The sequence below is a fragment of the Microbacterium sp. AK031 genome, from assembly GCF_024807145.1.
Classification (GTDB): domain Bacteria; phylum Actinomycetota; class Actinomycetes; order Actinomycetales; family Microbacteriaceae; genus Microbacterium.
In genome coordinates, this window is sequence record NZ_JANUCA010000005.1 from 165177 (window position 1) to 187125 (window position 21949).

27 protein-coding genes are annotated in these 21949 nt (G+C 66.6%); 15 read left to right on the forward strand and 12 right to left on the reverse strand.

The window, feature by feature from the left end; genetic code table 11:
- Positions 1–86: 86 nt before the first annotated feature.
- From HDC95_RS11390 to HDC95_RS11410, 5 genes are read left to right on the forward strand one after another with little or no spacing between them, the layout of a single operon-like run.
- Positions 87–875: a hypothetical protein gene (locus HDC95_RS11390; protein ID WP_259063616.1), complete on the forward strand. Its 789-nt coding sequence runs from the start codon at positions 87–89 to the stop codon at positions 873–875.
- A complete protein-coding gene (locus tag HDC95_RS11395) occupies positions 872–2425 on the forward strand; it encodes a DNA polymerase Y family protein (RefSeq protein WP_259063617.1) in 1554 nt (517 codons plus the stop codon). The genes HDC95_RS11390 and HDC95_RS11395 overlap by 4 nt, the downstream gene beginning before the upstream one ends.
- Complete coding sequence (locus tag HDC95_RS11400; RefSeq protein ID WP_259063698.1) at positions 2425–5922, forward strand: error-prone DNA polymerase; 3498 nt, start codon at positions 2425–2427, stop codon at positions 5920–5922. The genes HDC95_RS11395 and HDC95_RS11400 overlap by 1 nt, the downstream gene beginning before the upstream one ends.
- Positions 5867–6790 (forward strand): alpha/beta fold hydrolase, encoded by a 924-nt coding sequence (locus HDC95_RS11405; protein ID WP_259063619.1) that lies wholly within the window; start codon positions 5867–5869, stop codon positions 6788–6790. Before HDC95_RS11400 ends, HDC95_RS11405 begins: the two co-directional genes overlap by 56 nt.
- Positions 6780–7211 carry a GbsR/MarR family transcriptional regulator gene (locus tag HDC95_RS11410; RefSeq protein ID WP_259063620.1) on the forward strand — a complete coding sequence of 144 codons (432 nt, stop codon included), beginning with the start codon at positions 6780–6782 and terminating at the stop codon, positions 7209–7211. The genes HDC95_RS11405 and HDC95_RS11410 overlap by 11 nt, the downstream gene beginning before the upstream one ends.
- An 18-nt stretch (positions 7212–7229) precedes the next feature.
- Here HDC95_RS11410 and HDC95_RS11415 read toward each other — a convergent pair whose 3' ends face one another.
- Positions 7230–7610, reverse strand: coding sequence for a hypothetical protein (locus tag HDC95_RS11415; protein ID WP_259063621.1), 381 nt, complete (start codon positions 7608–7610; stop codon positions 7230–7232).
- A 90-nt stretch (positions 7611–7700) separates the two neighbouring features.
- Here HDC95_RS11415 and HDC95_RS11420 point away from each other — a divergent pair, with 90 nt between their 5' ends.
- The 5 genes from HDC95_RS11420 to HDC95_RS11440 are packed head-to-tail and all read left to right on the forward strand — an operon-like array spanning position 7701 to position 9600.
- On the forward strand, positions 7701–7889 hold the full coding sequence (locus HDC95_RS11420; RefSeq protein WP_259063622.1) for a DUF4177 domain-containing protein: 189 nt from the start codon (positions 7701–7703) through the stop codon (positions 7887–7889).
- Positions 7886–8398: a DUF2165 family protein gene (locus tag HDC95_RS11425; protein ID WP_259063623.1), complete on the forward strand. Its 513-nt coding sequence runs from the start codon at positions 7886–7888 to the stop codon at positions 8396–8398. The genes HDC95_RS11420 and HDC95_RS11425 overlap by 4 nt, the downstream gene beginning before the upstream one ends.
- A gap of 7 nt (positions 8399–8405) precedes the next feature.
- Positions 8406–8705, forward strand: coding sequence for a methyltransferase family protein (locus tag HDC95_RS11430; protein WP_396652698.1), 300 nt, complete (start codon positions 8406–8408; stop codon positions 8703–8705).
- A 10-nt stretch (positions 8706–8715) separates the two neighbouring features.
- Complete coding sequence (locus HDC95_RS11435) at positions 8716–9360, forward strand: DedA family protein (RefSeq protein WP_259063624.1); 645 nt, start codon at positions 8716–8718, stop codon at positions 9358–9360.
- A 27-nt stretch (positions 9361–9387) separates the two neighbouring features.
- The gene (locus HDC95_RS11440) at positions 9388–9600 is read left to right on the forward strand and encodes a KTSC domain-containing protein (protein WP_259063625.1); all 213 of its coding nucleotides are present in this window, start codon (positions 9388–9390) and stop codon (positions 9598–9600) included.
- 10 nt (positions 9601–9610) lie between these two features.
- Here HDC95_RS11440 and HDC95_RS11445 read toward each other — a convergent pair whose 3' ends face one another.
- Positions 9611–9823: a hypothetical protein gene (locus HDC95_RS11445; RefSeq protein WP_259063626.1), complete on the reverse strand. Its 213-nt coding sequence runs from the start codon at positions 9821–9823 to the stop codon at positions 9611–9613.
- A 17-nt stretch (positions 9824–9840) separates the two neighbouring features.
- A complete protein-coding gene (locus tag HDC95_RS11450; RefSeq protein WP_259063627.1) occupies positions 9841–10176 on the reverse strand; it encodes a sugar ABC transporter ATPase in 336 nt (111 codons plus the stop codon).
- A 173-nt stretch (positions 10177–10349) separates the two neighbouring features.
- On the opposite strand from HDC95_RS11450, the gene HDC95_RS11455 reads away from it, so the two are divergent.
- Positions 10350–11054 carry an NADPH-dependent F420 reductase gene (locus HDC95_RS11455; RefSeq protein WP_259063628.1) on the forward strand — a complete coding sequence of 235 codons (705 nt, stop codon included), beginning with the start codon at positions 10350–10352 and terminating at the stop codon, positions 11052–11054.
- A gap of 15 nt (positions 11055–11069) precedes the next feature.
- On the opposite strand, the gene HDC95_RS11460 is transcribed toward HDC95_RS11455, so the two are convergent.
- Both HDC95_RS11460 and HDC95_RS11465 read right to left on the reverse strand, forming a co-directional pair.
- Positions 11070–11732 carry a DNA alkylation repair protein gene (locus HDC95_RS11460; RefSeq protein WP_259063629.1) on the reverse strand — a complete coding sequence of 221 codons (663 nt, stop codon included), beginning with the start codon at positions 11730–11732 and terminating at the stop codon, positions 11070–11072.
- A gap of 4 nt (positions 11733–11736) precedes the next feature.
- Positions 11737–12414: a histidine phosphatase family protein gene (locus tag HDC95_RS11465; protein WP_259063630.1), complete on the reverse strand. Its 678-nt coding sequence runs from the start codon at positions 12412–12414 to the stop codon at positions 11737–11739.
- A 120-nt stretch (positions 12415–12534) separates the two neighbouring features.
- Between HDC95_RS11465 and HDC95_RS11470 the strand changes: the two genes are divergently transcribed.
- Both HDC95_RS11470 and HDC95_RS11475 read left to right on the forward strand, forming a co-directional pair.
- A complete protein-coding gene (locus HDC95_RS11470) occupies positions 12535–13647 on the forward strand; it encodes a serine hydrolase (protein ID WP_259063631.1) in 1113 nt (370 codons plus the stop codon).
- Between the two features lie 74 nt (positions 13648–13721).
- Positions 13722–14384: a hypothetical protein gene (locus HDC95_RS11475; protein WP_259063633.1), complete on the forward strand. Its 663-nt coding sequence runs from the start codon at positions 13722–13724 to the stop codon at positions 14382–14384.
- Here the strand turns inward: HDC95_RS11475 and HDC95_RS11480 are convergent.
- Positions 14365–15309 carry a DMT family transporter gene (locus HDC95_RS11480; RefSeq protein WP_259063634.1) on the reverse strand — a complete coding sequence of 315 codons (945 nt, stop codon included), beginning with the start codon at positions 15307–15309 and terminating at the stop codon, positions 14365–14367. The two genes, HDC95_RS11475 and HDC95_RS11480, sit on opposite strands and share 20 nt — an antisense overlap.
- Before the next feature lie 34 nt (positions 15310–15343).
- Here HDC95_RS11480 and HDC95_RS11485 point away from each other — a divergent pair, with 34 nt between their 5' ends.
- On the forward strand, positions 15344–15940 hold the full coding sequence (locus HDC95_RS11485) for a TetR/AcrR family transcriptional regulator (RefSeq protein ID WP_259063635.1): 597 nt from the start codon (positions 15344–15346) through the stop codon (positions 15938–15940).
- A gap of 31 nt (positions 15941–15971) precedes the next feature.
- On the opposite strand, the gene HDC95_RS11490 is transcribed toward HDC95_RS11485, so the two are convergent.
- The 5 genes from HDC95_RS11490 to HDC95_RS11510 form a co-directional block, all read right to left on the reverse strand.
- A complete protein-coding gene (locus HDC95_RS11490) occupies positions 15972–16343 on the reverse strand; it encodes a hypothetical protein (RefSeq protein WP_259063636.1) in 372 nt (123 codons plus the stop codon).
- A gap of 127 nt (positions 16344–16470) precedes the next feature.
- Positions 16471–17097, reverse strand: a complete 627-nt coding sequence (locus HDC95_RS11495) for a phosphatase PAP2 family protein (RefSeq protein WP_259063637.1) — start codon at positions 17095–17097, stop codon at positions 16471–16473.
- 396 nt (positions 17098–17493) lie between these two features.
- Positions 17494–18033: a DM13 domain-containing protein gene (locus HDC95_RS11500; protein WP_259063638.1), complete on the reverse strand. Its 540-nt coding sequence runs from the start codon at positions 18031–18033 to the stop codon at positions 17494–17496.
- 38 nt (positions 18034–18071) lie between these two features.
- Positions 18072–19142, reverse strand: coding sequence for a methionine synthase (locus tag HDC95_RS11505; RefSeq protein ID WP_259063639.1), 1071 nt, complete (start codon positions 19140–19142; stop codon positions 18072–18074).
- A gap of 20 nt (positions 19143–19162) precedes the next feature.
- Positions 19163–20155: a DUF1852 domain-containing protein gene (locus HDC95_RS11510; protein WP_259063640.1), complete on the reverse strand. Its 993-nt coding sequence runs from the start codon at positions 20153–20155 to the stop codon at positions 19163–19165.
- Between the two features lie 124 nt (positions 20156–20279).
- Here HDC95_RS11510 and HDC95_RS11515 point away from each other — a divergent pair, with 124 nt between their 5' ends.
- Entirely contained in the window at positions 20280–21221 is a 942-nt protein-coding gene (locus HDC95_RS11515; RefSeq protein ID WP_259063641.1) for a LysR family transcriptional regulator, read from the forward strand.
- Positions 21222–21244: 23 nt separating this feature from the next.
- On the opposite strand, the gene HDC95_RS11520 is transcribed toward HDC95_RS11515, so the two are convergent.
- The gene (locus HDC95_RS11520) at positions 21245–21838 is read right to left on the reverse strand and encodes a helix-turn-helix domain-containing protein (RefSeq protein WP_259063642.1); all 594 of its coding nucleotides are present in this window, start codon (positions 21836–21838) and stop codon (positions 21245–21247) included.
- Positions 21839–21949 lie beyond the last annotated feature (111 nt).

Genomic DNA, 21949 nt, shown 5'->3' on the forward strand with positions numbered 1-21949 from the left:
CGCTAGCGCGTCACCCGTTGTCAGATGTACGAATTACCATGAGAGCACCACTTGCTTTATTCGCAGATAGATTCGAGGATGGATGCATGGGCACCGCATTCCCCGCCCCCTCCGCTCTCCCTCGCGAGGGCAACGCCTCCCGCGAGGGCAACGCCTCCCGCGCGCAGGAGGTGTACCGCCTGCGCGGCGAGATCGCCCGCATGCAGCGGCGGCGCAGCGATGTGCCCTTCCTCCCCCTCGATCCCGCCCTCGAGGGCCTCCTGCCCGATCCCGGGCTGCGGGTCGGCTCCTCCTACTCCCTCTCTCCGTCACCCAGCCTCCTGGGCGCTCTGCTCGCCGCCCCCTCGCAGAAGGGATCGTGGTGCGCGATCATCGGCATGCCCACGATCGGCGTCGAGGCGATGGCCGGCTTCGGTGTCGAGTTGGAGCGTCTCGTCCTCGTGCCGGATCCCGGTCCGCGCTGGCTCACGGTCGCCACTGCGCTCTCCGAGGTGATCCCTCTCATCGCGGTGCATCCGCGCAGCAGGGTCGCCGACGCCGACATCGCCCGGTTGAACGCACGCCTGCGCGATCGCGGCTGCACACTGCTGGTGACTGCGCCCTGGCCGCAGAGTGAGGCGACGATCCGCGTGGAGGAGACCGAGTGGCACGGCCTGGGCTCCGGCTGGGGGCTCCTCGCCGATCGCACCGTGACCCTGCGCGCATCAGGACGGCGACATGAGGCTCCGAGCCGGGTGCGGGTGCGAATGCCCACCTCTCTCGGCCGCGTGGATGCCGCGCCGGCACCCCTGCGTCCGGTGGCGCCGTTGCCAGTGCCCGCACACGCATCTCAGCCGATCACCGTCGAATCCGACAGGTGGGCGGTGGCCGGATGAGCATGCCTCCTCGTCATCTCGTGCTGTGGCTGCCGGACTGGCCGGTGCGGGCGGCACTCGGAGCGCCACCTGGGGATGAGCCCGTCGCGGTCGTGCAGGCGAACATCGTGATCGCGTGTTCGTCATCCGCCCGTGCACAGGGAGTACGTCGAGGCCAACGCCGTCGGCTCGCGCAGACTCGCTCCCCTGCGCTGCGCCTGATTCCGGCAGACGCCCGCCGTGACGAGCGGGCCTTCCTGCCCGTGCTTCGCCTGCTGGAGGAGCTGGTGCCCGGCGTCCAGCCGCTGCGCCCTGGACTCGCCGCACTGCGCGCCCGCGGCGCCGCGCGCTACTACGGCGGAGAGGAGCAGTCAGCGCTGCACCTCATCGAGGCCCTCGCCGAGCACGATCATCCCGGCACTCGCGCGGCCATCGCCGATGGACTCTTCACTGCAGAGCAGGCTGCGCGCCTGGCTGCACCGGCCCTTGTCGTCGCCCCTGGCGGATCGCAGGAGTTCCTCGCCCCTCTCCCCGTGCAGGCGCTGGGAGACGAAGAGGTGACCGCGCTGCTCGAGAGACTGGGCATCCGCACCCTTGCGGAGTTCGCCGCGCTTGCCGAGACCGACGTCCGCGATCGACTGGGCGAGCGCGGTGCGCGGTTGCATGCTCTGGCCTCCGGCGCCGATTCCCGGCCGCTGGTACCGCAGCATCCCGAGCCGGAGCTCGCCCGCGAGATCGTGTTCGAGAGCCCTCTCGAGCAGGCTGATCAGGTGGCGTTCGCGGTGCGGCAGACAGCGGATGCCGTCACCGCAGCCCTCGCAGAACTCTCTCAGGTGTGCACCGAGGTGCGGATCGATCTGACCGACGATGACGGAGCGATCTCGACGCGGGTGTGGCTGCACCCCACCTCCTTCGAGGCGAGCGACCTGGTCGATCGGGTGCGCTGGCAGCTGGAGTCTCTTTCCGCCCCCACGAAGTCCGGCACTGCGAAAGCCGACACCGCGACGTCCGATCGCGCGCCTGTCGGTATCGCCGAGGTGCGGATCATGCCGACCAGGGTCGATGACAGCGCCCACCATCAGCCAGGGCTCTTCGGGCAGGGGCCGCAGCAGCGGCTGCACCACGCCGTCTCCCGAGTTCAGGCGATGCTCGGTCATCGCGGCGTGGTCACCCCTGTTGTCGTCGGCGGGCGCCGCCTCGTCGATCGGCAGCTGCTCCAGCCCTGGGGAGACCGGGTCCCTTCGGAGCGCGATGCCGCCCTGCCCTGGCCCGGCAGTCTGCCTCCGCCGTATCCGTCCGAGGTCTTCAACCCGCCGCTGCCTGCACGAGTGGCTGGGGCAGATGGCACGCCGCCGCGGGTGGATGACCGTGGCGAGCTCTCCGCCGCCCCGGCATGGATCGAAGAGACAGCAGTTTCGAGTTGGGCGGGTCCATGGCCGCTGCGCGAGCGCGCTTGGGACAAAGACCAGGCCCGCCTCGCACAGCGTCTCCAGATCGTCGACGAGTCGCAGCGTGCCTGGCTGGTGCTCTGGGAAGACGACTCCTGGTGGGTCGAAGGGCGGTACCGCTGATGGGCTGGCACAACCCTCCGCTGACTTGGAAGGAGCTCGAGCAGACCCTCAGCGGGCGCGCACCCTCTGAGCCGGCAGAGCCCAGGCCGCGACCCGATCCAGGGCCGGTCAGCCACCGACGGGTTCCGACAGCCCCGCCGACGATCACCCCACCCGAAGACGCCGTGCCGTACGCCGAGCTGCACGCGCACACGTCGTATTCGTTTCTCGACGGCGCTTCATCCGCCGAAGAACTGCTCGCCGAGGCCACTCGACTCGGACTCACGGCTCTCGCGATCACCGACCACGACGGCTTCTACGGCGCCGCCAGGTTCGCCGAGGTCGCCGATCTGATGAAGACCAGGGCGCTGGCCGAAGGACAGCGCGGAGCGCAGAGCGAACTGCAGACCGTCTTCGGCGCCGAGCTGTCGCTCGGGCTCCCCGCTCCGCAGGGCGGCGTTCCCGATCCCGTGGGAGAGCATCTGCTGGTGCTGGCTCGCGGACTCGAGGGATACCACCGCCTCTCGGGGGCGATCACCAGGGCGCAGTTGCGCGGCGGCGAGAAGGGCCGCCCGATCTACGACCTCGATGACCTGGCAGCGAGCGCGGACGGGAACTGGACGATCCTCACCGGATGCCGCAAGGGCGGTGTGCGCCAAGGGCTCGAGGCAGGCGACGCCGCGGCACCGCTGCGCCGCCTCGTCGACCTGTTCGGCCGAGACAGCATCGCCGTCGAGCTCTTCGACCACGGCGATCCGCAGGACACCCGCCGAAACGACGCCCTCGCCGACCTCGCCACCGCCCACCGTCTTCCCGTGGTGGCGACGAACAACGTTCACTACGCGACTCCGCAGCGCGCCGGACTCGCCGAGGCGATGGCGGCGGTGCGGGCGGTGCGCAGCATGGACGACATGGACGGCTGGCTGCCCTCCCACGGTGCAGCGCATCTGCGCAGCGGTGCGGAGATGACCGCGCGATTCCAGCGCTACCCCGGCGCGATCTCGCACGGCCTCCTCATCGCCGCGGAGTCAGCCTTCCCGCTGCGCCGTGCCCGTCCTGATCTGCCGAGGCAGAAGGTGCCGGAGGGGCACACCTCGATGAGCTGGCTGCGCCGACTGGTGTGGGATGCCGTCCCCGCCCGTTATCCCCGCCTCGACGCTGACGGACGTGCCAGGATCGAACGCGAGCTGAACGTGATCGAGGAGAAGGACTTCCCCGGCTACTTCCTGATCGTGCACGGCATCGTCACCGAGGCGAAACGCCGCGGCATCCTCTGCCAGGGCCGAGGGTCTGCCGCGGCGAGCGCCGTCTGCTATCTGCTCGGCATCACCGCGGTCGACCCGATCCTCTACGGCCTGCCGTTCGAGCGCTTCCTCGCCAGCACACGCGAGGAGGAGCCGGACATCGACGTAGACTTCGACTCCGGCCGGCGCGAGGAGATCATCCAGTGGGTCTACAGCGAATACGGGCGCGAATGCGCGGCGCAGGTGGCGAACGTCATCCAGTACCGCCCGAAGAACGCCGTGCGCGACATGGCGAGGGCGCTGGGCTACTCCCCCGGTCAGCAGGATGCCTGGTCGCGTCAGGTCGACGGCTGGGGTGCGGATCTGATGCCGGTGGACGGGCACGACATCCCCGAGACGGTGCTGGAGTACGCAGGCGAGGTGCTGAAGGCGCCGCGGCACCTCGGCATCCACTCCGGCGGAATGGTGCTCACCGCCCGCCCGGTGGGAGAGGTCGTGCCCGTCGAGCACGCCCGGATGGAGAATCGCACCGTCATCCAGTGGGACAAAGACGATGCCGCTTGGATGGGGCTGGTCAAGTTCGACCTGCTGGGGCTGGGAATGCTCGCCGCACTGCAGAGCTGCTTCGAACTGATCGCCGCCTCCACCGGGGAGAGCTGGACGCTGGAGACCATCCCCAAGGAGGAGCCGGCGGTCTACGACATGCTCTGCCGTGCTGACTCGATCGGAGTGTTCCAGGTGGAGTCCCGCGCGCAGATCGGTCTGCTCCCCCGGCTGCAGCCACGCTGCTTCTACGATCTCGCCATCCAGATCGCCCTCATCCGGCCCGGCCCGATCCAGGGCGGCGCCGTGCACCCTTTCGTCCGGCGCAAGATGGAGAAGGATCGCATCGATGAGGAGAATCGCCGGCGAGCGGCCAGCGGCGAAGCTCCTGTGCCGATGGATATCCCCTATCCGCACCCGGTCCTGAAGCTGGCGTTGGAGCGCACCCTCGGTATCCCCATCTTCCAGGAGCAGCTCATCCAGATGGCCACGACGATCGGCGACTGCACGGCCGACGAGGCCGACACGCTTCGGCGTGCCATGGGCTCCAAACGCGGTCTGGAACGGATCGACAGCATCCGCAAGCAGCTCTACGCAGGAATGGAACGACACGGGCTCTCCCCCGAGCAAGCCGATCGCATCTACGAGCAGATCCAGGCGTTCTCGAACTTCGGCTTCGCCGAGTCGCACTCCCTGTCGTTCGCGCTGCTCGTCTACGCCAGCTCCTGGCTGAAGCTGCACTACCCCGCCGCCTTTCTCGCCGGCCTCCTGCGCTCTCAGCCGATGGGCTTCTACTCGGCGTCGACACTCACCGCCGACGCCAGACGGCACGATGTGGAGGTGCGGCGCCCTGACCTGCACGCATCGGCGGCCACAGACTCTCTGGAGCCCCTGTCTCTGGAAGATCGGTCGGATTCCCCCGCGCCGACCGGGCGGGACTCCTGCCGCACGTACGAGCAGCCGACTGCGCCTCGTTTCGATCGGGACGCACCGGATGAGTCGGCAGCGCACCGCCGCGATGGCGGGTTCGCCGTGCGTCTGGGCCTCAGTGAGGTGCGCGGGATCGGGAAGCCGATGGCGGAGCGCATCGTGGCCGAACGCGAAGCGAACGGCCCCTATCGCGACCTGCATGATCTGGTGCGGCGCACGGATGCCACATCGGCTCAGCTGGAGGCGCTGGCCACGGCGGGCGCCTTCGAGTGCCTCGGGTTGAAGCGACGCGAGGCGATCTGGCTCGCAGGTGCCGCTGCCTCCGATCGCGCCCGCTTCCTCCCCGGCACGACCGTGTCGGTGCAGCCTCCGCTGTTCACCGACCAGACGAGCTATGAGCAGTTGTCCGCCGATCTCTCCGCCACCGGCGTCTCCACGGATGACCACCCGATGGCGCATTTCCGTTCCGCTTTGGGTGAGCGGGGCGTGCTCACCGCCGCGCAGCTGAGCGAGCATGAGGTCGGCAGGCGCATCGAGGTCGCCGGTCTCGTCACCCACCGGCAGCGTCCGGCGACGGCGGCGGGTGTCACGTTCCTAAACCTCGAGGACGAGCACGGACTCGTCAACGTCGTCTGCTCGACGGGGGTCTGGAACCGCTATCGACGCATCGCGCGAGACTCGCCGGCTCTGATCGTTCGAGGCATGCTGGAGCGCTCCCCCGAGGGCGTCATCAACGTGCTGGCAGATGGGTTCCAAGATCTGCGTACCGGGATCGAGCATCGATCTCGCGACTTCCGATGAGCGCTTCTCGGGCACCACCATTCCCGTCTTCTGCTATTTTCAGAGAATGGTGAAATTAGATCGGATGCTGCCCCGCCCCGGCTGCAACCTGCGTTTCTCCGACACTGAAGGAGAGGGCCACGCCGTCGTCTTCTCGCACGGTGCAGGTGTCGATCATGCGATGTTCGATGAGCAGGCACGCGCGGCGCAGGCAGCCGGTTTCCGGGTCATCTACGGGGATCTGCGCGGGCATGGCGCCTCTGTTCTCGATGACGGCATCCGCTTCCGCGCAGCGGACGTCATCGACGACCTCGTGTCGCTCGTCAGGCACCTCGGACTGGAACGACCGACGCTGATCGGCCATTCGCTCGGCGGCAACCTGTCGCAGACCGTCGTGAAGCGCCATCCGGATCTCGCCGGTGGGCTCGTCGTCATCGACTCCACCTGGAACGCCGGGTCGCTGACGACGATGGAGCGCTTCGGACTGCGCCTGGCCGCACCGCTTCTCGCGCTGGTTCCCTCGGGACGGCTCCCCGACTTCATGGCGAAGGCCTCCGCGACGACTCCTGCCGGAATCTCCTACGCCCGTGAGCGATTCGCGCGAATGCCGAAACAGGTGTTCCTCGACGTCTGGCGAGCCACACTCTCACTGGTCGATCCCGACCCGGACGCGCGGACGCCCGTGCCGCTCACGCTCATCCGCGGCGCGGAAGATCGCACCGGGAACATCCGTACGGCGATGCCCCAGTGGGCGCAGGCCGAGGGCATCACGGAACACGTCATCCCCGCGGCGGGCCACATCTCGACGCTCGATGCGCCGGAAGCGGTCACCGCCGTGATCTTGGAGACGCTCGCCGTTCAGAATCGGAGCAAAGAACATGGACGATGAGCGTCAGAGATTCATCAACACCGTGGGTGAACTGCTCACATCCTGGAACCTCTCCCGCGCCACCGGCCGCGTGTACGGCTATCTGCTCGTGAGTGCAGAGCCCGCGTCGTCGGATGAGCTCCGTGCCGCGCTGTCGCTGAGCACGGGGGCGGTGAGCGCGTCCATCCGCGAACTCGTCTCGTGGGGGCTGGCACGGACCATCCCCCAGCCGGGCAGCAGACGGCTCCTCGTCGAGGCTGCAGGCGGATTCGAGCAGTTGCTCGCCGCGAGCCATGAGCGTGCGCGCGCGTTCGTACGCACGCTGCGTGCCGGCGAGGACGTCGTCGAAGGCGAACAGGCCGTCTCGCGCCTGCGCGACGTCACCGACCTCTTCGAGGCCTACATCGATTCCGGAGATCGGATGCTGCGCGAGCGCACCTGACCGCCCGCATGCTCGCGCTCACCAGAAGCGCGGCGGCTCCGGCTCCGGGACGGTGTCAGCCCCGCCCCAGCGGAGCGCTTCGTCGCGTGCAGCGTCGGCCGCGGCATCCGCCCCGCGCAGCGCGATGTCAGCCTCCGCCGAACCCGGTCCGGTCGGTTCGATGAGAAGCGTCGTCGTGACGCCGCCTCTCGTCGGGGCGATCACGCACTCGATGACTCGGCCTGTCCAGGTCGCGGCGCCCGCTGCCGGAGTCGCTTCCTGCCGATAGCGCACCCTGGTCTCCAGGTCGTGCAGCACGACGACGGATCGTGTTCCGGAGTCATCGACCCGCTCGACCACCTCGACGCGATGCCCGTGGGGAATCGGTGCCGGCACCGAGATCGTGATCGTCCTGTCCATGGCTCCAGCCTATGAGCTCAGCGCCCGCAGACAAGTGGAATTGACGTCTTCACCGACCGATGCCAAGGTGAGGCACCAGGAGGTGCTGTCGTGCATGAGTACTCGTTCGTGAACATTCCGGTCGTCCGCCGTCGAGGAGGCACTGCATTGAAGGGCGATTACCGCGATGTGATCCATGACCGGGCCGCAGACGGCTGGGAGTTCGTCCAGGCGATCCCGTTCGAAACGGACATGCACCCGCACCTCGATCTGGTGTTCACACGAAAGGTAGAACAATGAGACACCCGCTTCGCCTACTTCAGGCCTTCACGCTGTTCTGTGCCGGGCTCTTTGGCCTCTTCGTCTTCCTGGGCAACTTGATGGACTACGACTCGAACTATCAGTTCGTCAAGCATGTGCTGTCGATGGACACGACATTCGAGGGCAACGCTCTCATGTGGCGCGCGATCACCGCCCCCTGGGTGTGGATGGTCGGATACATCGGCATCATCGTCGCGGAGGGCATCTTCGCTGCACTAGGGCTGATCGGCGGCGTGAAGTTGTTCCTGCGGCGTCATGCGGACCTCGCGACCTTCGACAGGACACGCACCTGGGGCTACGCCGCCTACGCGATGGGGTTCGCGATCTGGTTCATCGGCTTCATCGTCGTCGGATCCGAGTGGTTCGCGATGTGGCAGTCCAGCAGTTGGAACGGCAAGGACACCGCCATGCCGCTCGCTATCCTCTGGGCAGGCTTCGCCGTGCTGCTCGCGCTGAACGAATCGGAGCACGCGGTCGAGGCGAAATAGACTCCCCATGCCCGCACCCCGTCTCGATTCACGCGCGGGACGAACGTACTTGGCCGGGATCGCGCAGGGAGTGGCTGTCGGGCTGATGATCGATTCGTGGCTGGTCGTCGTGTACGCGCTGTGCGGCTCGCTGGTGTGGAACTGGGTCGTCCGTCCTCTTGAGGAGGTCGATCTCGAGGAGCGATTCGGCGCCGAATATGCCGAGTATGCGCGTGCGGTGCGGTGCTGGATGCCGCGGCTCACGCCTTTCCTTCCAGCACGTGAACATCCCGTGACTCAGCGGAGATCCACAGGCGCCGCCTTCTAGCCTGGAGAGCATGGATGCCGGAGCCGAGAACCTGAACGCGATCGCCGCCTGGGCGGTCACCCTCATGGAGACTCTCGGTGGCCCCGGCGCAGGGCTCGCCATCGCCCTCGAGAATTTGTTCCCTCCACTGCCGAGCGAGATCATCCTGCCACTGGCCGGATTCACCGCGGCACAGGGAACGCTCGGTCTCGTCGAAGTGCTGATCTGGACCACCGTCGGATCGGTGGTGGGCGCGCTCGCCCTCTACGGCATCGGCGCGTGGCTCGGCCGGCGGCGGATGTACGCGATCGTCGAGCGGATGCCGCTCATCAAGGCGGCGGACGTCGAACGCACGGAGGAGTGGTTCGGCCGGCATGGTTCCAAGGCGGTCTTCTTCGGGCGCATGATCCCGATCTTCCGCAGTCTCATCTCGATACCCGCGGGTATCGAACGGATGCCGTTGCTGCGGTTCACGCTGCTCACGACGGCCGGCAGCGCGATCTGGAACACGATCTTCGTCGTCGCCGGGTACTTCCTCGGTGCGAACTGGCACGTCGTCGAAGAGTACGCCGGCGTGTTCCAGAAGGTCGTCATCGCGGTCGTCATCGTGGCCGTCGCCGTCTGGATCGTGGTGCGGGTGCGGCAGTTGCGGCGCAACAGGCTGGCCATCGACTGACGCGGATGAGCGGCATAGGCTTCCGGCATGAAGCGCCGTCGAGTGGAGTCCTCAGCGATCCGCTCGATCGGCTATCACAGTGACCTCGCCATCTTGGAGATCGAGTTCACCAGCGGCGACGTCTACCGGTATCACGCAGTGCCGCCGTCGGTGCACCGTGCGCTGATGGATGCCGAGAGCAAAGGGCGCCACTTCGTCGCGCATGTCCGAGATGTGTACCCGACCGTACGGGTGATCTGAAGGCTGCGCGTCACTCCAGCGGACGATCATCGTCCTCCGGCACCTCGAGCGATTGCTCATGCAGGTCGGCAGGGTCGGCGTCGGCGCGGCTGCCGTCCGGCGGATCGGTGTCCGCCGTCTGCTCGGGGTCGAATCCATCCTCGAGCGCGGGCCGCTGCTGCTCCTGCACGTCGGCTTCCGATGCATCGCCGGTCGCACCTGAACCGTCACTTGTCCTCATCATGCTCTCCTCCCCGTTGATCAGGCGTCCTCGGGCGCGAGGTCGCCTTCGCCTTCGTCACCCAGGTCAGCGATCACAGGATCTTGCCCCTGCGATTCCGGCTGCGAGTTCGATCCGTGCAGGTCCTCTGCGGGCACCTCGTCGTCGGCCGCGGGGATCTCGTCAGGATCGCGCCCCGTCGCCGTCGTCACGTCGAGGTCATCCTCGGATGCGCCTTCATCGATTGCTTCCGTCCTGTCCCATTCGGCCTGAGCCGGGTCGTCGGCAGGGTCCTCCAGTGCGGTGGCATCGCGATCGCGAAGCGGCTGCACGCTCTCCGGATCGCCGGTGGATTCAGCGTTCGGTGTCGATGTCATGTCTCCTCCTTGGTCTTGGGGGACGCGAGCGATGCGCTGATCCCACTGTGCTCAGTCTCCCCGGCCCAGCGCGAGGCGCTCAGGGGGTTGAAGATGCGGTGACCGACGGCTACAGTCCCCGGCGTCGTCGCCGAGATGACGCCCGGGGGCGGCCAGCGCCGTACGATGACCAGGTGGGGAGCGAAGCGCGCAGGATTCAGACGCTCGGCGTCATCGGCGCCGGTCGCCTGGGCACCGTGCTCGCTCGGCTCGCGGCATCCGCCGGTTATCGCGTCATCGTCGCCGGGTCCGGTGCTCCTGCTCTCATAGCTCCCGCGATGAGAGCCATCGGCGCGACCGCGGCGACCGTCGCGACGGTCGCCGCCGAGGCGGATGCCGTGGTGCTGGCGCTGCCGCTCGGTCAATATCGGATGCTGCCGGCCGAGGCGCTGCGCGGCACTCTGGTGATCGACGCCATGAACTACTGGTGGGCGTCCGACGGCATCCGCGATGACCTGAGCGATCCACGCACGTCGACCAGCGAGCTCGTGCAGGCGCATCTCGTTGGCGCGCATGTCGTCAAGGCGCTGAGTCATATGGGCTACCAAGACCTCGAGGATGAAGCCCGCCCACCGGGGAGCCCCGGGCGCAAGGCGATCGCGATCGCCGGTGACGACGCGCAACAGGTCGCAATGGTCGCAGCGCTCGTGAACGATCTCGGCTTCGATCCGGTGCTCGCCGGGCCGCTTTCCGCCGGCATCATGCTGGAACCGGGGGCCGAGGCCTTCGGCGCAGATGTCGAGGCGGCGCGGCTGCGAGAGATGCTCGAAGGCTTCCCTGCTTCACAACGGGGAATCGTCGTGGCGCGGGCGCGCGGCGAAGCATCCGGTCAGGTGTGACGCGCGGCCGGATCTCTAGCGCAGCTTGGAACGCGCTTCTCGACGCACCGACGCGGCGAGACGGTCACCCATCCTGTCGAGAAAGGCACGCACCTCATCGGGCGCGACCGCACCGGCATGCTTGAGTGCGATTCCGACCGGCTTGCTCACGATCGGATCGCTGTCCGCGGCGAGTTGCTCCGCGAGACGCAGCAGGTCGGCTATCCCCTCCGGATATGCTGGACGTGTGAAGGCGAGTGGCGCCGTCATCGCGGTTCGCCTGCGCAGGGGGTCCGCCGAGGCGGCGAGACTGAACAAGGGGGCGCGTGACCTGTCGCGAAGGAAGACGCCGATGACCCGAGGCGCCGATCGATCCACCATGTCCCAGGAGGCGATCGCGTCGTGTCGCTCCAGGTAGAGATCGTAGAGCTCCTCGCGCTCGGCCTCCGAGATCCGTGGGCGTCGCGCTCGGAAATCCATGATGCAGAACGCTGCCAGTCGCGGTTCATACGGCGTCTCATCGAGCAGTCGCATGATCTCGTCGAGCGGCATGGCGCTGTGCAGCTTGGCGAACTCGAACAACGTCCCCATCCGGACACCGAGCACCTCCGCGCCACCTTGATAGTGCCGATTCGGATGGGCTTTCAGGTCCGCGACATGATGCAGATCGTCAAGCAGCGAGTTCGCCGTCGACTTCATGACATCACTCCGGCGAGGCGGCCGCGTCGGCCTGGAGATGTGTCCTGGGAAGGTGCGAGATCGGGGGCACGTTGATGCCGAGGATGCGCGCGCGTCCCGGCCAGTTCGACTCCCCCGCATACGGAAAGTCGAGTTCGAGCAGCGCCGAATTGTCGAGCGCAGGGAAGATGTCGCGATACCAGTCGGGGTCGAGTCCGACGAGTTCGCAGAGCATGAGTCGCATCAGCGTCGCATGCCCGACAACGAGCACATGCCCATCAGGGAACTCGGCGGCGAGCTCATCGAGCACCGGCATGGCGCGGGCGATGCCGTCGCGGCCGGACTCCCCTCCCGGCAGTGGATGCTGCGCGGGCTGCCGCTCGAATTCGGCCCAGTCGTCGGGGAACGTCGCGGCCAGCTCCGCCGGAGACATCCCCTCACCGCGTCCGAAATCGATCTCCACGAGACGGGGATCGATGCGGAGCGGCAGGCCCGCGGCCTCAGCAGCGGGCTCTGCTGTCAGCCGCGCGCGGCCCAGTGGCGAGGCGACGATCGCGGCAAGTCCGGCGGTGCTCGCCCACGACGCGAGCCCGGCCGCCTGCGCGATGGCGTCAGGCACGAGAGCCACATCGGACGACCCCGCGTAGCGATGTTCGGCATGCCATTCGGTCTCACCGTGCCGGGCGAAGTAGAGCGTCGTCATGTGCTCTCCGATCTGTTCCTCTGATCGTAGGTGCAAGCCCCTGCATCACTCGAACACACGTGCCCGGGTGGAGCAGAGCTAGTCTTGGGCCCACCGCGAATTCCGATCAAGGAGCACCTCGTGTCCGATGCCCTGCACGATCTCCTCGTCCGTCACGTCGAAGCCGGCACGATGCCCGGAGCCGTCGGCACAATCGGAGAAGACTGCGAGCCGATCGCTGTCGGCCTCGCCGCACCCGGCGGGCCACCGCTGCAGACCGACGCGATCTTCCGCATCCAGTCGATGACGAAGGCGATCTCCGCCGTTGCGACGCTGCGTCTCGTACAAGACGGCATGATCACTCTGGACGATCCGATCACGGCATGGATGCCAGAATTGGCCGAGCCGCGGGTGCTCCCCCATCCCGATGCGCCGCTGGAGGATTCGCGACCCGCGCAGCGTCCGATCACCGTGCGCCATCTGCTCACCAACCAGTCCGGATACGGCGCCATGACCTCTGACTCTCCACTGCGACAGGCGATGATCGACGCAGGTGTGGAAGCCGGAGCCGAGCCGGTGGATCGCGGCGCGCAGGACTGGCTCGATGCGCTCGCCGCGCTGCCGCTCGCGTTCGAGCCCGGCGAGGCATGGCGCTACCATCATTCGTTCGGCATCCTCGGCATCCTGCTCGGTCGCATCACTGGTCGGCACACCCAGGAGGTGCTCGACACGACGGTGTTCACACCCTCGGGCATGCGGGACACAGGGTTCACCGTCCCGAAGGAACAGGCGCACCGCCTCCCGCCGGCATTCCGGCACGGCGCAGCGGGATTCGAACAGTCCGAACCCGCCGGTGCGGGCTTCTACGTCGAGCCAGCGCCGTTCGATGTGAGCCACTCGGAGCTGGTCTCGACTGTCGTGGACTACCACGCGTTTCTTCGGGCACTGATCGACGGCCGCCTGATCGACGCGGAGTTGCGGGACGGCCTGCGCAGCGATCAGGTGAACGCGTCGGCGAAGCAGCCGGACAGCTTCGTCCCCGGCTTCTGGGAGAACGGCGGCTGGGGCTACGGCGTCTCCGTCGTGACGGGCGGCGTCCACCGCGGCCGGTTCGGCTGGTCAGGCGGTCTCGGAACTGACTTCTTCGTGGACCCCGACGGCACGATCTGCATCGTCATGACACAGGTCGAGATGGACGACAGTGTGTTCGGACTGATCGGCGAGCTGCAGGGGCTGCGCTGCTCTCCTTCGTGACGGTGACGTGTGTCATGCCTTCCGGTGACATCCCGACACTTCTCGAAGCGCGCAATCTCGAGTGCGATAGGAGTATGACAACCGAATCCACTCACGTGAAGCGCCCAGCACACGTGCCGCTCTGGCGTCGCCCCTTCCGGATCATCCGCGACAACAGGCGCGCCTACCTCATCATCAACGTGGCCGCATACGGCCTGGCTCTCATCGGGTTCGCGATCGGGCTCCTCTTCCCCCACCTCAACGCGGCACAAGTCGCGGGCCTGGAAGAGGACGGCACCGGCGAACTGGTGCGCTGGCTGGTGAACATCCCGCCGCTGTTCGCACTCACGATCCTGGGAGTCAACGTCTTCCGGCTCAGCCTGCTGACCATCGTGCTGCCGTCGCTCATCGTCCCCTTCGCAGGTCTCGCATTCTTCGGATACTGGGCGGTCGAGACCGGCATCACTCTCGTTCCGGCATCTGCCGAGGGGTGGGTGGCGCTCATCCCCCACTCGCTGACGTTCGCCATCGAGCTCCAGGCATACATCCTGCTCCTCCTCGGCGCCTACCTGCTGGGCAAGTACTGGCTGCTGCCCCGCACAGTCGGCGCGAAGAATCGTCGTCAGGGATATCTCCGAGGCCTCCAGCGGATCGGCCTGCTCGTGCTGCCTGCGCTGGCGCTCCTCATCATCGGCGCTGTCTGGGAGGCGTACTCGTTGCGTTACTTCGTCCACCCGCTCAGCCAGATGCTGCTGTAATCCTTGTCTCGCCGTGTACTGGGTGCCGCGAATCGCCTGCCTCGCTCGTCAGTACGGTGACCACACCTGCGCCGCATAGCGCGAACCCGAGAAGCGTCACGATCGTGAGCGGCTCACCGAGCAGGAGCGCCCCCGCCGCCGCGGTGGTCGGGGCGACGAGGAAGAGGAGGGCGTTCAGCGCGGTAATGCCCACTCGGCGCAGCAGCCACCAGTACAGGCCGTACCCCGCAAGCGTGGGGAACGCGGCGGTGAATCCGGAGGCGAGCCAGAAAGCGACGGATGCCGGCGGGATGAGCGCGCCGAAGATCGCGGCGACCGGCACCAGCGCCACGGCGGTCACGGTCACATGGATGGTGAGCGTGACGAGCGTTCCGGTCCGCGGCGCCGAGCGACGCTGGAGGAAGGTGCCGATGATCAGACAGGCCATCGCAAGGGCTGGCCAGAGATAGGCGGCCGGATGCGCGGTGGAGTCGTCGAGCTGGGAACGCACGACCAGTAGGACTCCGCCCGCTCCGACGACGAGCCCGACCCATTGCGCTCCGCGGACTCTCAATCCCAGCAGCGGGCCGACGAGCATCGCGACCACGAGCGGTTGCACCGCATCGATCAGCGCCGTGGTGCCGGTGGCGACGCCTTCCGCGATCGCAGCGTAAACCGCCGTGCAGTAGCCGAACTGCGCGAACAGGCCGATGAGCGCCTGGTTCCGCACATCCGCTCGCGTCACGCCGCTGGCGGCGCCCGTGAATGCGACGACTGCGAGTAGGACCACGGCGAGTGGGACGAACCGCCACACGAGCAGAGCCAGCGGCGAGACGTCGACCGTGGCGATCGCCGGCACGAGGAATCCCGAGCTCCAGCTCAGGACGAAAGCCGCAGACGCCGCCACCGTCACCCCTGCACGAACTATACCGATCTGTTTACTCATGCAGGCGACTATACAGGTTGGTATACTCGATGTCATGACCGTCCCCGTCCCCGAACTCGCCCCGCTCACCCCGGGCGCCACCCGAGTGCTCGACGCCGCCTCGCGGCTCTTCTACGAGCACGGCATCCACGCGGTCGGCGTCGACACGATCGCCGAAGCCGCCGGAGTCACGAAGAAGACGCTCTACGACCGGTTCGGCTCGAAGGAGGCGCTGGTCGTCTCATACCTGCAGCACCGGGATGCGCGTTGGCGCGCGCATGTCGCCGACCACCTCGCCCGTGAACCCGAGCCCGGAAAGGCACGCATCCTCGCGGTGTTCGACGCGGCGATCAGCTGGTCGGACGAGAACAGCCCGAAGGGATGCAGCGCGATCAACGCGCGCGCCGAGATCGGCGACGGTCACGACGGACACCCCGTCTTCCCCGAAGTCGCCCGGCAGAAGGCGTGGCTGCTCGAACTGTTCGTCGTCCTGTGCGGTGAGGCGAATGCCTCGGACGCGGATTCTTTGGCTCAGGACCTGATGCTCCTCTACGAGGGCGCGATCGTCACCGTCGGCATGGAGACCTTCGCGCAACCGTTCGAGGTGGCAAAACGCCTCGCGGGTCGGATGCTGGAACAGGAGTTTTCCTGATCGGCGCCCGCATCACGATCTGCGAGCCAAGTCAGCCGCAGAAGGTCGAGACCGAGTCCTTGAGCTGATCGATCGCCTCGATCGTCTCGGGCGCCTGCAGGTCGGTCATGCCGCCGATCTGCTGCGCGCCTGAACTGATGAGATCCCCGAGCTGTCCGTCGACGTCCGCCGCAAGAGTGTCCAGTGTCATGACGAGCTGGTCGCGGGCCGCATCAACCTGCTCCGCCGACGCCCCACCCTGATCGAGCAGCGTCTGGTACTGCGCGTAGGCGTCGTCGATCGTCGTGCAGGTGGCCTCGACATCGACACCCATGGCGTCACCCGCGATCTGGGCCACTTGCGAGCAGCCCGAGACGAGGAGGCCGGCGGCGAGGACGAGCGGAACGATGACGATGCGGCGCATGCTTCGAGGGTAGTTGCACGACCTGAGGAGAAGCCCGAGCGCGCGGTACGATTCCTTGCGTCGCTGACCAGACTCCTGGCGAACCCGCTCAGCATCATCGCCTGAGATTCCGACCGACGGGATGCCCTCATTGCCTTCTCGACGCGCGTCGCGCTCGTTCCCAGGTGAGGCCTGCTGCCGTCAACAGCGCAGGCACCATGAGCCCGACGAGCACCCCGGCAGCGACGTCGTGCACGTAGTGCATGCCTTCGAGCACGCGCCCGATGGCCACGATGAGCGCGATGGATGTCGCGAGGATAACGAGCCATACCCGTTGCGTCGCGAGCGCGATCACCCAGACCGCAGCGAATGCGAGGGTGGCATGATTCGACGGCAGCGAGAAGTCCGCGATCGGGCACTCACCAGCCGTCGGCCACTGGGTGCACGGTCGCAGCTGACCGATGAGCGGCTTCGCGCCTTCGCTCACCGCGTACGCCGCGGCCACACCGAGCGAGGCGAAGACGGTCGCCGGGCGACGCTCGGGAGCTGCGTGCCACGCCCAGACGAGTGCCGCGGCAGTAACAGCAGCCAACAGCATCAGAAAGCCGTCGGAGAGGAAGGAGACGCCTGCCAGCGCTGAACCGATCGAGGTGATCAGTCGCGTCGCGACGACGCTGAAGCTGGCGCCCGGGTAGGGCGCGATGAGAAGGGCAAGCGCCACAACGGCGATCACAAGAAGCGGAAAGTTCGAACGGCTGAGTACAAGACTGCGCATTCTCGCCACGGTACTGACGCGCTGCGCACCGCGAATCCGGCTCGAGGAGCATCCTTGCCATCCTGCCGATGTATCCGATGTATCCGAGCCCTGCTGCCCGCGATGAAGCAGAACGGCGAATGCGCCAGGAATGCCAAGCAATTCTCGTCGAGGAAATCAGTGATCCTCTACGTCGTCGAGGCACCCGGCTCGCCGAGGGTCGATCTGAGAAACGGGAGATCGACCGCGGGAAAATCGGAGATGTCCATGCTTTGACGCTACTGGACGCATCCGCACCCGCCAGCGTCGCACGGGCACAGCATCCGGATGCTCGACTGTGCTCCGGATGCATCGACTGCGGCAATGGAAGCGACGACGATCCGTGGCTTGGGCCGCAAGTGGCCGAGGGAGACCCTCTTATCCGAGTTGCGCAGCCCCGAAGCCGACGCTGAACTGCACGCACCACAGCGAGACGCTGCGGTAGGCGCTGAGGTCGACCTCCGCGGGGATGTCATATATCTGGTTGCCCTGGTTGCCCTTGATGACGCCGAGGTCGAAGTAGGCGGCGCCACCTGCCAGGAACCACCCGTCGAAGCCCTCGACGGCATCTGCAGCGCTGAGCCAGACGTGCACGTCCGGGCCGTTGGTGGTGTCGAGGTTCTCGATTGCGAGCACACGCGTGCCGTCCGGGTTCTCGATGATTGAAGCTGTACCCGTTGTCGCGTGCTCCTGACTGACGAAGGTGCCCGTCGCGAGTACCACCGGAACCGGGTCGGCAGTCGGAGTCGCGGAGGAACCCGGGACTGGCGTGTCGGAGGGTTGGGATGTCTGAGCCGTTGGCAGCACCTCGTCGACCCGCACGTCCGTGAACAGCAGCCATGGCTGGAACACGAGTACCCCGACGACCAGGACACCGGCAGCTACGATGCCGCCGACGATGACAAGTCTCCGCTTCATGGGGGAAGCATAGCGGCGCGCCTTGGCAAGATGTCGGCTCACAGGGTGGGAATGCCAGAGTCTCCCTGCGGATGGTCTTTCTCAGCCGCGAGTTCTTCGCGAAGGATGTCGGCACCAGCGCTGAGCGCGCGCAACTTCCCGCGCGCGACGTCGCGCGGCAGCGGCGCCAGGCCGCAGTTCGTGCTCGCGATGAGCTTGTCCGCGTCGACGAAACGAAGCGCATCCCGCAGGGTGTCGGCGACCTCCTGCGGGGTTTCGATCGTCTGGCTGGCCACATCGATGGCTCCGAGCATGACCTTCTTACCCCGGATGAGGTCAATGAGGTCCAGGGGCACGTGGGAGTGGTGGCTCTCGAGCGAGATGGTGTCGATGCTCGAGCGCTGCAGAAGCGGGAACGACTTCTCGTACTGGCGCCACTCCTCCCCGAGAGTCGCCTTCCAGTCGGTGTTCGCCTTGATCCCGTAGCCGTAGCAGATGTGCACCACGGTCTCCGCGCGCAGCCCTTCGGCCGCCCTCTCCAGCGCTGCCACGCCCCAGTCCTGCACGTCATCGAAGAAGACGTTGAAGGACGGCTCGTCGAACTGGATGATGTCGACTCCGGCCGCCTCGAGCTCCTTCGCTTCCTGATTGAGGATCGTCGCGAACTCCCATGCCAGTTTCTCGCGGCTCTTGTAGTGGCGGTCGTAGAGGGTGTCGATCATCGTCATCGGGCCGGGCAGTGCCCACTTGATCGGCTGATCGGTCTGTCCTCGGAGGAACTTCGCGTCCTCGACGAACACGGGCTTCTCGCGGCTCACGGCGCCGACGACCGTCGGCACGCTCGCGTCGTACCTGTCGCGGATCCGGACCGTCTCCCGCTGTTCGAAATCGACACCGGAGAGATGCTCGATGAACGTCGTCACGAAGTGCTGGCGCGACTGCTCTCCGTCACTGACGATGTCGATACCCGCGTGACGCTGCTCCTGGACGGCGATGCGCAGCGCATCCTGAGTGCCTTCGACCAGTGCATCACCCTCCAACTTCCACGGCGACCAGAGGGTCTCAGGCTGGGCGAGCCAGGACGGCTTCGGCAGGCTGCCGACGATGGAGGCAGGAAGCAGCGTGTTCATGGTCGGCGATTCTCCGTTGGTCATCCGACAGGAACGAGGGAGTTGGCTGCCCACTGTTCGAGGAGTTCTCCGTGCGGCTTCATGAGGTGTTCGTGCGCAAACTTCCCCTGCTCGGTCGCAAGGCGGCTGCGCTCGTCGCGATCATAGGCGATCTTCGTCACCGAGTAGTCCTGCTGCTCGAGGCTCGGCTGATAGACGCTCGCCGCTGCCGAGTTCGCGTTGTAGATCTCCGGTCGGTAGATCTTCTGGAACGTCTCCATCGTGCTGATCGTGCCGATGAGCTGGAGGTTCGTGTAGTCGCCGAGCAGATCGCCGCGGAAGTAGAACGCGAGCGGCGCGACGCTGCCGCGCGGCATGAAGTATCGGACCGAGAGCCCCATCTTGCCGAAGTACTCGTCGGTCAGCGAGGGATCCTTCTGCTCGTACTCGACGCCGAGGATCGGATGGTGATTCTCGGTGCGACGGTACGTCTTGCTCGTCGAGACACTGATGCAGATCACCGGCGACCCAGTGAAGCGCTCCCGGTAGGCCGCCGAGTCGAGGAAGTGCTGGAAGAGCTTGCCGTGCAGATCACCGAAGTCGGCGGGAACGGCGAACCCGCCTGCGGCCTCACTGGCGGCCGGCAGCCGCACACTGAAGTCGAAGTCGCGGACGTAGGACGAGAAGTTGTTCCCCACGATCCCCTGGCTGCGCTTTCCGGTGAGACGGTCGAGGATCCGGATGTCCAGGACCTCGAGCAGCGGGAACTCCTGATCCTCACCCTCGGCGGCGAACTGCACCGCGACGGACACGATCTCGAGTTCGACGGTGTAGCGGTCGCGATTCGGGTTGTCCCAGTCCGCGAGATCGTTGAACCGACGGTCGATCATCGTCAGGGCGTTGCGGAGGTTCTGCTGACGCTGCTCGCCACGCGCCAGATTGGCGAAGTTCGTGGTGATCCGAGAATCGTCCGATGGAGAGTAGTCCTCGTCGAAGCGGGTCTTCGTGATTCGGAACGTGAATTCGTGCGCCATGGAGGTGCCAATCGGTGAGCTGATCGACCGGGCTCGGCCTCGCAAACAGGGGTCTCTCCATGGTGACGGCTGCGCGGCCCATCGAGAAATGTGATGCGGCTATGCCGTGACATAGTCTGAAGCTATGGCTAAGCGCTCAAGCGGCATCACTCTGCAGCAACTCACCTACTACATCGAGGTGGCCGCGGAGGGCTCGATCAGCGCTGCCGCGGATCTGCTCTATGTCGCCCAGCCCACCATGTCCGCGGCGATGAAGGATCTGGAGGGCAGAGTGGGGCGCGTTCTGCTCCTCCGTTCCGCCCGGGGTGTGACGCTCACCACCGACGGTGCGGAGTTCTTGGGGTACGCCAGGCAGGTCGTCGAGCAGGTCGCGCTCCTCGAACAGCGATACCTCGGGCGGCCTCCGTCACGGCGCCTGCTCGGGGTGTCGACGCAGCACTACTCGTTCGCCGTCGACGCGCTGGTACGGATGGTGAAGGCGAACGCAGCGGCCGAGTACGAGTTCTCGCTGCGGGAGACGCGCACATGGGACATCATCGAAGACGTCCGCACCCTCCGCAGCGAGCTGGGGATCCTCTACCAAAACGACTTCAACCGGAACGTCATCGGCAAGCTGCTCCGGGACTCCGGGCTCGCTTTCCGCCCGCTCTTCGTCGCCGAGCCGCACATCTTCATCTCCCGCAAGAACCCGCTCGCGTCTCGAGATCGCGTCACCCTCGCCGATCTGGCCGACGTACCTCGTCTCACGTTCGACCAGGGCGCGAACAACTCCTTCTACTTCGCCGAGGAGATCCTCTCCACGCTCTCGAGTACGCAGGAGATCCGGGTCTCGGACCGCGCGACCATCTTCAACCTCATGATCGGGCTCGACGGGTACACCATCTCGACAGGCATCATCAGCGACGACCTCGACCCCGAGATCGTGGCCATCCCGCTCGATGTCGACGAGCGCATCGAGATCGGCTGGATCGGCCACTCCGCGATCCCCCTCACCGAGCAGGCGCAACGTTTTCTCGCCGAACTGCGAACCGTTGTCTCGGGATTCGGTGTGACATTGCTCGGCTGACCCTGTCCGCCGGTCGGTCCGTATCAGTGTTCGTGATCACCACTGGAGGCGTGCACATGGGCCCGCTGGCCCTGCCTTCCGACCAGGCTGAGGTATTCGACCGGCCCCGCGCTCGTCGCCCCGAACCAATGCGGTGTGCGGGTGTCGAACTCAGCCGCTTCGCCTGCCTGCAAGCGCAGATCCTGGTCGCCGAGCACCAGACGCAGGGTGCCGTTGAGCACGAAAGCCCAGTCGAATCCTTCATGTGAGCGCAGGTCCGGCATCATGTCGTCGCTCCCGGTCGGGAGAACGAACTTGTACGCCTGGACGCCTCCGGGACGGCGAGTGAGCGGGATGATGACCGACCCGTCAGCGCACGCCATCGGCCGCAGATCGATACGGGGATTCGCGGTGCGGGGCGCGTCGACCAACGAGTCGAGAGTGACGCCGTAATAGCGGGCCAGCGGGAGCAACTGCTCCAGCGTCGGGCGCCGAAGGCCTGCTTCCAACCGTGAGAGGGTGCTCGTCGAGATCCCGGTCTCGTCGCCGAGCGTGGTCAGGGTGATGTCGCGACGCAGCCGAAGGTGCTTCAGGCGAAGACCCACGGTGTCGAGGGTCTGATCGAAGTGTTGGCTCATGCTTCTATTTTGCCATTCGGCAAGATTGATTGCCAACTCGTGTGTTCTGAGTGATCCTGATATTGACATCACGGACAAACGGGAGGAAAGCGCCTTGCGCACCACACATGA

Coding starts and splice junctions, on each gene's coding strand:
- HDC95_RS11390 (WP_259063616.1), top strand. CDS start 87: ATGGGCACCGCATTCCCCGCCCCCTCCGCTCTCCCTCGCGAGGGCAAC.
- HDC95_RS11395 (WP_259063617.1), top strand. CDS start 872: ATGAGCATGCCTCCTCGTCATCTCGTGCTGTGGCTGCCGGACTGGCCG.
- HDC95_RS11400 (WP_259063698.1), top strand. CDS start 2,425: ATGGGCTGGCACAACCCTCCGCTGACTTGGAAGGAGCTCGAGCAGACC.
- HDC95_RS11405 (WP_259063619.1), top strand. CDS start 5,867: ATGGGTTCCAAGATCTGCGTACCGGGATCGAGCATCGATCTCGCGACT.
- HDC95_RS11410 (WP_259063620.1), top strand. CDS start 6,780: ATGGACGATGAGCGTCAGAGATTCATCAACACCGTGGGTGAACTGCTC.
- HDC95_RS11415 (WP_259063621.1), bottom strand. CDS start 7,610: ATGGACAGGACGATCACGATCTCGGTGCCGGCACCGATTCCCCACGGG.
- HDC95_RS11425 (WP_259063623.1), top strand. CDS start 7,886: ATGAGACACCCGCTTCGCCTACTTCAGGCCTTCACGCTGTTCTGTGCC.
- HDC95_RS11430 (WP_396652698.1), top strand. CDS start 8,406: ATGCCCGCACCCCGTCTCGATTCACGCGCGGGACGAACGTACTTGGCC.
- HDC95_RS11435 (WP_259063624.1), top strand. CDS start 8,716: ATGGATGCCGGAGCCGAGAACCTGAACGCGATCGCCGCCTGGGCGGTC.
- HDC95_RS11440 (WP_259063625.1), top strand. CDS start 9,388: ATGAAGCGCCGTCGAGTGGAGTCCTCAGCGATCCGCTCGATCGGCTAT.
- HDC95_RS11445 (WP_259063626.1), bottom strand. CDS start 9,823: ATGATGAGGACAAGTGACGGTTCAGGTGCGACCGGCGATGCATCGGAA.
- HDC95_RS11450 (WP_259063627.1), bottom strand. CDS start 10,176: ATGACATCGACACCGAACGCTGAATCCACCGGCGATCCGGAGAGCGTG.
- HDC95_RS11460 (WP_259063629.1), bottom strand. CDS start 11,732: ATGAAGTCGACGGCGAACTCGCTGCTTGACGATCTGCATCATGTCGCG.
- HDC95_RS11465 (WP_259063630.1), bottom strand. CDS start 12,414: ATGACGACGCTCTACTTCGCCCGGCACGGTGAGACCGAATGGCATGCC.
- HDC95_RS11475 (WP_259063633.1), top strand. CDS start 13,722: ATGACAACCGAATCCACTCACGTGAAGCGCCCAGCACACGTGCCGCTC.
- HDC95_RS11480 (WP_259063634.1), bottom strand. CDS start 15,309: ATGAGTAAACAGATCGGTATAGTTCGTGCAGGGGTGACGGTGGCGGCG.
- HDC95_RS11485 (WP_259063635.1), top strand. CDS start 15,344: ATGACCGTCCCCGTCCCCGAACTCGCCCCGCTCACCCCGGGCGCCACC.
- HDC95_RS11490 (WP_259063636.1), bottom strand. CDS start 16,343: ATGCGCCGCATCGTCATCGTTCCGCTCGTCCTCGCCGCCGGCCTCCTC.
- HDC95_RS11495 (WP_259063637.1), bottom strand. CDS start 17,097: ATGCGCAGTCTTGTACTCAGCCGTTCGAACTTTCCGCTTCTTGTGATC.
- HDC95_RS11500 (WP_259063638.1), bottom strand. CDS start 18,033: ATGAAGCGGAGACTTGTCATCGTCGGCGGCATCGTAGCTGCCGGTGTC.
- HDC95_RS11505 (WP_259063639.1), bottom strand. CDS start 19,142: ATGAACACGCTGCTTCCTGCCTCCATCGTCGGCAGCCTGCCGAAGCCG.
- HDC95_RS11510 (WP_259063640.1), bottom strand. CDS start 20,155: ATGGCGCACGAATTCACGTTCCGAATCACGAAGACCCGCTTCGACGAG.
- HDC95_RS11515 (WP_259063641.1), top strand. CDS start 20,280: ATGGCTAAGCGCTCAAGCGGCATCACTCTGCAGCAACTCACCTACTAC.
- HDC95_RS11520 (WP_259063642.1), bottom strand. CDS start 21,838: ATGAGCCAACACTTCGATCAGACCCTCGACACCGTGGGTCTTCGCCTG.